This is a genomic window from Zarconia sp., from assembly GCF_057467645.1.
Genome location: NZ_JBRJXU010000059.1, coordinates 41,730 through 49,503 on the forward strand (window position 1 = coordinate 41,730; position 7,774 = coordinate 49,503).

A 7,774-nucleotide genomic window follows, 5' to 3' on the forward strand; every position below is an offset into this window, starting at 1 on the left:
ATAAGTGATAAGTTTGACCTCTACTTCAAAGAAAAAGATTCAACAAATGAATTGGGTCAAATTTTTGATTGATGAATCAAGAGGCGCGCATTCGTCTTAATTCGGGCTTAAGCTATACAACTCCTAATTCTTGACTTATTACTTGCGCGCCACGCTTCCCATTGTCAATTTTTCATTGTCCATTGTCTATTAACTAACTGGCTTCGGGCTGGAGTAAACTATGCTGAATTTGGAAGGCTTTTCCTAAAGAATCGATCGCTTCTTGGTGTTGATTTAAAGAAGCTTGCAATCGTCCTCGACTGTACCAGGCTTCGTATTTTTCTGGCTTGAGTTTGATGGCGCGATCGTAAGCGACAATGGCGCGATCGTATTGGTTTAAATTCTCTAGAGCACTACCCGAACTGTACCAAGCTTCGTAATAGTTGGGTTTGATTTCGATCGCCGAATCGTAAGAATGCAATGCGTCTTCATAGCGGTGTGATTTTTCGAGGAGCAAACCTCTTCCGTACCAGGCTTCATAACTATTGGGCTTTAGTTGCAGCACTTTATCGTAAGCATAAACCGCTGCTTGATACCATTGTAGTTTTCCGAGAGTTGTGCCTTTATTATACCAAATTTCGTACTTATTCGGTTGAATCTTGAGGGCTTCATCGTAGGCAGAAATAGCTTCTTTATGCCGTTCGACCCGAGCGAGGACGTTGCCGAGGTTATACCAAGCTTCGTATTTCTGGGGATTGAGTTCGACGGCTTTTTGATAAGACTCGATCGCCGCTTCGTAGGATTCAATTCGACTCAAAATTGCCCCACGATTATGCCAAACTTCGTGGTTGTCGGGCTTGATTTCTAACGCTTTATCGTAACAGGATAACGCCTCTTGATACTTTTGCTGTTTGCCGAAAATATTGGCGCAGTTATACCAAGCTTCGTACTTCTTAGGATTGACACTCAATACTTTCTGATAGGCATCCAGGGCATTCTGATAGTCTTGGAGGCGGCCGAGGACATTTCCGCGACCGAACCAAGCCTCGGTACAGTCAGATTTGAGGGCGATCGCCCGATCGTATTTTTCCAGGGCTTCGGAATATTTTCGTAATTTGAGTAATGCATTGCCGCAGCCGTACCACCCATGGTAGTTCTCCGGAGAAATTTCGATCGCCTTTTGATAGGCATCGACGGCTCGATCGGCGTAATTTAGCAAGTTAAAGATCTTAGCGAGTTTCAGCCATGCTTCTAAGAAACTCGGCTGAACTTTAACTGTTTTTTGATAGCTAGACATTGCCTCTTCGTAACGTCCGGCTTGAAAAGATTTTTCTCCTTGACGGAAATAATCGTCCGCACTCAGATATTGCTGCTCCTGCTGCTCCTTGAGCATTTCTAAGCGGTGGGAAATGGACTTCACGTGCTCTTGAAGTTCGGGCTTGACGTATTCCAAAATCAGGGAAGGAGTCACTTTCGTAATTTCGCCGACCACTTTATTTTTCGCACGATCGACATCTAAAACCGACTCTTGAAGCTGAGTCACGCATTGAGTTCGGATGCGATCGACCTCTTTGATTTCGGCAACCTGCACTTCTAATTCTCGGGTGAGCCGCTCGACTTCATCTTTCGCATCTTGTTTGGCAAAATGAATCTTGGCTTCGAGTTCCTTCAAAAGCTGTTCCGCCGTCTGACTCGATTGCGCAAGCTGCGTTTCCAAATCTCCCAACTGTTTCAGTCGCTGTCGGACATCTGCCACCAAGCGCCGAACGACGCGCCGCTTGACGATGCCAAATAATGCGATCGCCGCCACTGGAGATAGAGAAAGATTCAGCAGCAGCGCGTTCATCCACGTCAGAGGCTCAGATGACAGTCCGCCGATATTGCTTAACACCTGTCCGAAGAAACCCGGTTCTTCCAGTCCGGGCAAGGCAGGATTTGATACCACATTTGAAACCCCAGACGCGCCCGAAGCACTCGCCAACAGCAGAGAATTTGTCTCCGGGGGACTAACGGAATCGATGCCAGCAAGAGTCGCCCGATCTTGCACGGTATTTTGAGAAGATGGCGCAAGGTCTGGACGAATCGGCGATTGAGGAATGTTTGGGGTTCCCTCTTGGGCCGTCAGAGTCGCGAGTGTAAGAAAAGCAACAGTTGGAATACCCATAGTCTCTAGTCCACAGACGTTATCTGTCAATCGGCTGGTTATCTACTTAATACTTCAAATGTCAGCACAAATCCGGATGAGATGGGAAAGTTGGGAGGGAGGGCAACGAGCGCACAGGGAGAGTGAATGGAAAATTGACAATTGATAATGGGTCAGTAGCGACGAGCTTCTCCCACACCCCACACCCCATTCCCTATTCCCCATTCCCCATTCCGAATTCAAAGCGTGACTTCACAAACCGATAGGGACGTGAGAGAATACCCAGTTGGGGCACGCGCAACTCGAACGTTATTTAAACAACCAGTATGGAACTTGCAATTGAATGTCAAACCCGACCTGACGGAACCAATCCCAGAGCGTTACGCCGTTCGGGTCGGATTCCGGCAGTCATGTACGGTCATCAAGGCACCGAATCGATTTCATTGACCGTTGATGAAAAAGATGCCAAGAGATTACTCAAAGAACCGGCCGTCAACAACTCTTTAATCGACCTAACGATTTCTGACTCCGGTTGGAAAGGCAAAACCCTCCTGCGGGAAGTTCAGAAGCACCCGTGGAAAGGCTTTACCTATCACTTGAGCTTTTTTGCAATCGCCTCTCAAGATAGCGTGGAAGTCGAACTTCCCGTGCATTTGTTCGGCGAACCCTTCGGCGTGAAAACCGAGGGTGGCGTTCTCGAAACGTTGATGACCTCTGTTGCGGTCAAATGCTCGCCGGATAGCATTCCCGAAAGCATTGAAGTGGATATTTCCAAAATGCGCGTCGGTCACTCCCTGCACGTCGGAGAATTGGTCTTGCCAGAAGGGGTCGAGGCGGCTGCCGATGCCAAACAAACGATCGCTTCGATTCAAGGACTGCGCGGTAGTAAAGCCGTGGCAGAAGAGGAAGCTGAAGAAGTCGAAGCCGGTTAAATCGATCGGGAATTATGATGGGTTGCCGCACCGGATGGCAACTTGGGGAAGAATCAGGGGGGATTCCTTTGATTCTTTCTAGTTTTTTATTGCCTGTTTTTGAGCTGAAAATTATGTACAAATATAACGTATACGGACTGGGAAACGCGCTGGCCGATATCGAATTTGAGATTACCCCCGATCGCCTGCAAGCGCTGAATATCGATAAAGGTGTGATGACTCTCATCGATGACGATCGTCAGCACGAATTGTTGCAGCAGTTAGGGGATATCTCCTCGAAGCTAAGTTGCGGGGGGTCTGCGGCAAATACGGCGATCGCCATCGGTCAGTTTGGGGGACAATGCTTCTATTCGTGTAAAGTCGCTAACGACGATACCGGCGCGCGATATCTCGAAGATTTAATCGGCTGCGGTGTCGATACCAATCTTACGTTAGAGAATCGACCGGAAGGGGTCACCGGGAAATGTTTGGTGTTTGTTACCCCCGATGCCGATCGAAGTATGAATACTTACTTGGGGATTTCCGGTAGCTTTTCCCCGGACGAATTGGTTCCCGATGCGATCGCCGATTCGGAATATCTCTACATGGAAGGATATTTGGTCTCTTCTCCTACAGGAAAAGCAGCAGCTATCCGCGCGCGGGAAATTGCCGAAGCCGCCGGTGTGAAAACCACCCTCACTCTTTCCGATCCCAATATGGTGGAGTTTTTTAAAGCAGGTTTGCTCGAAATGCTCGGTTCGGGGGTCGATTTCCTGTTTGCCAATGAAAGCGAAGCCTTGAAGATGGCCCAGACTGAAGATTTAGCCACGGCGATCGAGTATTGCAAAACGATTGCTAAAGGATTTTCCATTACTCGCGGTGCCGAAGGTTCGGTGATTTTTGATGGGGAACAGCTCATTGATATCGACCCGGTTTCCGTCAAGGCGATCGATACTGTGGGTGCGGGAGATATGTACGCGGGAGCTTTTCTGTACGGCATCAGCCACGGCATGAGTTTTGCTGAAGCAGGAAGTCTGGCTTCTCGCGCCTCCGCGCGCATCGTGACTCAATACGGCCCGCGTTTGACGACGGAAGAAACCCAAGCGCTTTTGAGTTGAAGTCGCAAGGGGAATGGGGAATGGGGAATGGGGTGTAGAAAACAGAAGATTTTGAGTGGTTCGCCCACATCTTCTCTCCCCTGTCTCCTTTCTCTCTCTTGTCTTCCCCCTCTCCCCATGCGCTCGTTGCCTTCCCAAGCCTCCCAAGCTCCCTTCAGCTCGATCGAGATACCATTAAAGTAGCTAGATCGAAAGAGGGTAGGGTGAAAAATGGCGAATGCTCCACTCCCCACATTTATCGAGCAGATGCTGAAACCGGAGTTTTATCCCCACTCCGTCACCGAGCCGATCGAATTCCTACAAACTCATATCTCTTTTGTTCTGCTGACGGGAGAGTACGTTTATAAAATCAAGAAACCCGTTGACTTCGGCTTTTTAGATTACTCCACCCTTGCCAAACGAAAGCACTTTTGCGAGCAAGAACTGCGGATGAATCAGCGGGGAGCACCGGAGCTTTATTTAGCGGTCGTTCCCATTCTTCGAAACGGCGATCGATTTGTATTGGGTTCCAAAGTGAGCTCGCCAGAAAGTATGGGGGAAGACATTGGGGAGAACATTATTGAATATGCCCTGAAAATGCGCCAGTTTCCCCAAGAGGCTTTGTGGTTAAATCGATTGAAACAGGGGAATTTAACGGTTGCAGATCTTGAAGAACTCGGTCGAACGGTGGCGCGATTTCACAGGAATGCTGCAACCAGCGATTATATTCGTTCTTTTGGAAAAGTCGATCGCATTCGCATCGCACTTGAAAATAATTACCGAGCAACTCAAAAGTATCTCGGTTCGGTGCAAACGCAGCAGCAATTTGAGGAAACGAAGCAGTATACCGATCGCTTTTTTCAAGAGTTCCCATCGATATTTGAGAAGCGCATCGAAACTCACAAAATTCGCGAATGTCACGGCGATTTACACCTCAATAATATCGCTCGATGGCAAGAAAAAATTCTGCTGTTCGACTGCATTGAATTTAACGAACCCTTCCGCTTCGTCGATGTGATGTACGATGTGGCGTTTGCAGTGATGGATTTAGAAGTTAGGCAGCGTCGAGATTTAGCCACGGCTTTTCTCAATACCTACCTCGAAGAAACCGGAGATTGGGAAGGGGTACAAGTCCTTTCCCTCTATCGAGTGAGGCAAGCATACGTTCGCGCTAAAGTCAATTCCTTTCTGCTCGACGATCGCAGTATTTCCAAGGCAGAAAAAACCCAAGCCGAAACAATGGCGGCCCGATATTACCAATTGGCTTGGAAATATACCCAACCGAGTCAGGGAATGTTAATTCTCATGTCGGGTTTGTCCGGTTCTGGAAAAAGTACTGTTGCCCGTCAGTTAGCCCGTCGTCTGGGGGCAATTCAGATTCGCTCCGATGCCGCCCGCAAACATCTTGCAGGTATCGACCTCCATCAACGGGGGGGAGCGACAGTCTACACGGAAGCCATGAGCGAGCGTACGTACCAGCGCTTGCTCGAACTTGGGGAAATGCTCGCAACTCGGGGGTGGCGCGTCATTCTGGATGCCAAATTCGATCGGTGCCGATGGCGGGAAGCGGCAATTGCCATGACTCGATCGCATCAACTCCCCCTGAAGATTCTATCGTGCACGGCTCCCTCCGACGTGCTGTGCGATCGCATGAACCGTCGCACCGGCGATATTACCGATGCGACGGCAGACCTGCTCGCCAGCCAGCAAGCTGCCGCCGAACCCTTCTCGAGCGCGGCGCAAAAATATGTGACAACTCTAGACACAACGACTGAATTAGCGCCACAATTAGAATCGATCGTCACCGAGCTGCTGCGCGATCGACACGACACATCTGGAGGGTTATCATGACGCAAGCTGAAGAAAAAACCCAAGGGGAAAATACTGAAAATCAAGACGGAGGTAATAGCGCCGCCAACAATTCAAAATCCGACTCCAAACAGTTGATGACCGGACTCCAATTTGCGGCGTTCTTCTTTTTATGCTTTGCGCTGGTTGGATATCCCGTCATCTTAAGTGCGCTCATGGGCACGATCGGCGGAACGGCAAGCGGTTGGATTGCCGCCTGGTGGTATACCGACGAGCAACTCGAAGAAGAAACCAACTTGCTCGATGATGAATTAGGCGGAACGGCATACGCTTCCAGAGCGAGTATGCGCAAGCTCAAACAGCAACGCTACCTCTCCTCTCGCAATCGCTATCGCAATCGTCGAAATCGATCGATCTTTAGCTGGTTTTTCGAAACCGGTGGCGGTCGTTAGGTAGAATTCGGAGTTCGGAATTCGGAATTTGGAGTTCGGAGTTCGAAGTTCGGAATGGGAGATTTTAGAGCAATTGCCATCGGAGTTCTGGACAGTGTTCGTGAGCTGGGGAAACTGGGCAAGATAGATAGCTAGAGTATTAGACTGTCCGCGTTCATCCTAGTGCAGGATGGCAGGAGTAGTTAGACAGTCAAATATCGAGCCAAATCTGAAGTGCCATAAATTTTAGCGAACCGAGTGAGCTGAGTCGTTATTCCTACCGCGTTGCACTAGCTAGGGCTAAAATCCAAAATCTAAAATCTAGAATCTAAAATTCTCAAACTCCCCAGTCTCCTCTGGAAACTCAACTGACGTGGGTGTAGCTGGAATCGAAGACACGCGGCTCGAATAGTTTTCCATGTTTTTCTTTCTATCCAAATTGCTTCCCCTATTCGTGTATCCTGTGGGGTTGAGTTGTTTGCTGGCGATCGCGGCGTTGATTTTGCTGTGGAAGCGCCCTCGCTGGGCGGCTGGGGCAATTTCTCTGGGACTTGCAGTTTTGCTAATTGCAGGTAATGGATGGGTTTCTGCCGGTTTGGTGCGATCGCTCGAACAGCAGAACCGGCCCACCGAGTTACCCGAAGCGTCGGCGATCGTGGTTCTGGGTGGTGCGACCCGTCCCCCGGAAACGCCCCGTCCTTGGGTGGAAGTCAATGAAGCGGGCGATCGCGTACTCTATGGCGCGAAACTCTACCGGGAAGGGAAAGCACCTTGGGTGGTTCTGGCGGGAGGACGGGTGAGTTGGAATGGCGCGAGCGGTTCGGAAGCGGAAGATATGGCCGAGATGATGCAAGTGATGGGCACTCCCCCAAGGGTCATTCTCCAAGATCCTGCGTCCCTCAATACCCGTCAAAACGCTGTTAACGTCAAACGGATTCTCGAAGACAAACAACTCGATCGGGTTTTGCTCGTCACCTCTGCCTTGCATATGCCCCGCTCTTTAAAGGTGTTTCGACGATTGGGAATCGACGTTATTCCCGCCCCCACGGACTTTCTCATCGGCGATGGCGCCCTGCAGGCGAAAGGGGAAAGTTGGCAAGAAATTCTCCTTAATATCCTGCCCGATGCCGATCGCCTCTCTCTAACGACCCGCGCGTTAAAAGAGTATCTTGGCATTTTCATCTATCAACTGCGCGGTTGGGCGTAGTGTTGTGAAGTTGGAGGGCATCGAGAGCAACGTCCGCATCGGGAGAGATTTAAAGAAACGTCAGTTTTGGATAAGACTGTTTCCGGTGAGGGCGGGGAATGGGGAATGGGGAATAGGGATGAAGTACTTTGCTCCCCAGCAACCAGATGTAGCCAGTGCGATCGCTTCGCTCATCAAGAGGCTTGCCAACCGCCCGA

The 7,774-nt window shown here is 49.7% G+C and carries 7 protein-coding genes; 6 read left to right on the forward strand and 1 reads right to left on the reverse strand.

What is annotated here, in order from left to right; all coding sequences use genetic code 11:
* Positions 1-193: 193 nt before the first annotated feature.
* Entirely contained in the window at positions 194-2,143 is a 1,950-nt protein-coding gene (locus AC2215_RS08645) for a tetratricopeptide repeat protein (RefSeq protein ID WP_486809571.1), read from the reverse strand.
* 305 nt (positions 2,144-2,448) lie between these two features.
* Between AC2215_RS08645 and AC2215_RS08650 the strand changes: the two genes are divergently transcribed.
* From AC2215_RS08650 to AC2215_RS08675, 6 genes are all read left to right on the forward strand, one after another.
* Positions 2,449-3,054, forward strand: coding sequence for a 50S ribosomal protein L25/general stress protein Ctc (locus AC2215_RS08650; protein WP_486809572.1), 606 nt, complete (start codon positions 2,449-2,451; stop codon positions 3,052-3,054).
* Positions 3,055-3,167: 113 nt separating this feature from the next.
* Complete coding sequence (locus tag AC2215_RS08655) at positions 3,168-4,151, forward strand: adenosine kinase (protein WP_486809573.1); 984 nt, start codon at positions 3,168-3,170, stop codon at positions 4,149-4,151.
* A gap of 210 nt (positions 4,152-4,361) precedes the next feature.
* A complete protein-coding gene (locus AC2215_RS08660; protein WP_486809574.1) occupies positions 4,362-5,981 on the forward strand; it encodes a bifunctional aminoglycoside phosphotransferase/ATP-binding protein in 1,620 nt (539 codons plus the stop codon).
* Positions 5,978-6,391, forward strand: a complete 414-nt coding sequence (locus tag AC2215_RS08665) for a hypothetical protein (RefSeq protein ID WP_486809575.1) — start codon at positions 5,978-5,980, stop codon at positions 6,389-6,391. Before AC2215_RS08660 ends, AC2215_RS08665 begins: the two co-directional genes overlap by 4 nt.
* A 397-nt stretch (positions 6,392-6,788) precedes the next feature.
* Positions 6,789-7,577 carry a YdcF family protein gene (locus tag AC2215_RS08670; protein ID WP_486809576.1) on the forward strand — a complete coding sequence of 263 codons (789 nt, stop codon included), beginning with the start codon at positions 6,789-6,791 and terminating at the stop codon, positions 7,575-7,577.
* A 4-nt stretch (positions 7,578-7,581) separates the two neighbouring features.
* Positions 7,582-7,774, forward strand: a 193-nt coding sequence (locus AC2215_RS08675; protein ID WP_486809577.1) for a hypothetical protein, incomplete at its 3' end; no start/stop codon positions are given.

Coding starts and splice junctions, on each gene's coding strand:
- AC2215_RS08645 (WP_486809571.1), bottom strand. CDS start 2,143: ATGGGTATTCCAACTGTTGCTTTTCTTACACTCGCGACTCTGACGGCC.
- AC2215_RS08650 (WP_486809572.1), top strand. CDS start 2,449: ATGGAACTTGCAATTGAATGTCAAACCCGACCTGACGGAACCAATCCC.
- AC2215_RS08655 (WP_486809573.1), top strand. CDS start 3,168: ATGTACAAATATAACGTATACGGACTGGGAAACGCGCTGGCCGATATC.
- AC2215_RS08660 (WP_486809574.1), top strand. CDS start 4,362: ATGGCGAATGCTCCACTCCCCACATTTATCGAGCAGATGCTGAAACCG.
- AC2215_RS08665 (WP_486809575.1), top strand. CDS start 5,978: ATGACGCAAGCTGAAGAAAAAACCCAAGGGGAAAATACTGAAAATCAA.
- AC2215_RS08670 (WP_486809576.1), top strand. CDS start 6,789: ATGTTTTTCTTTCTATCCAAATTGCTTCCCCTATTCGTGTATCCTGTG.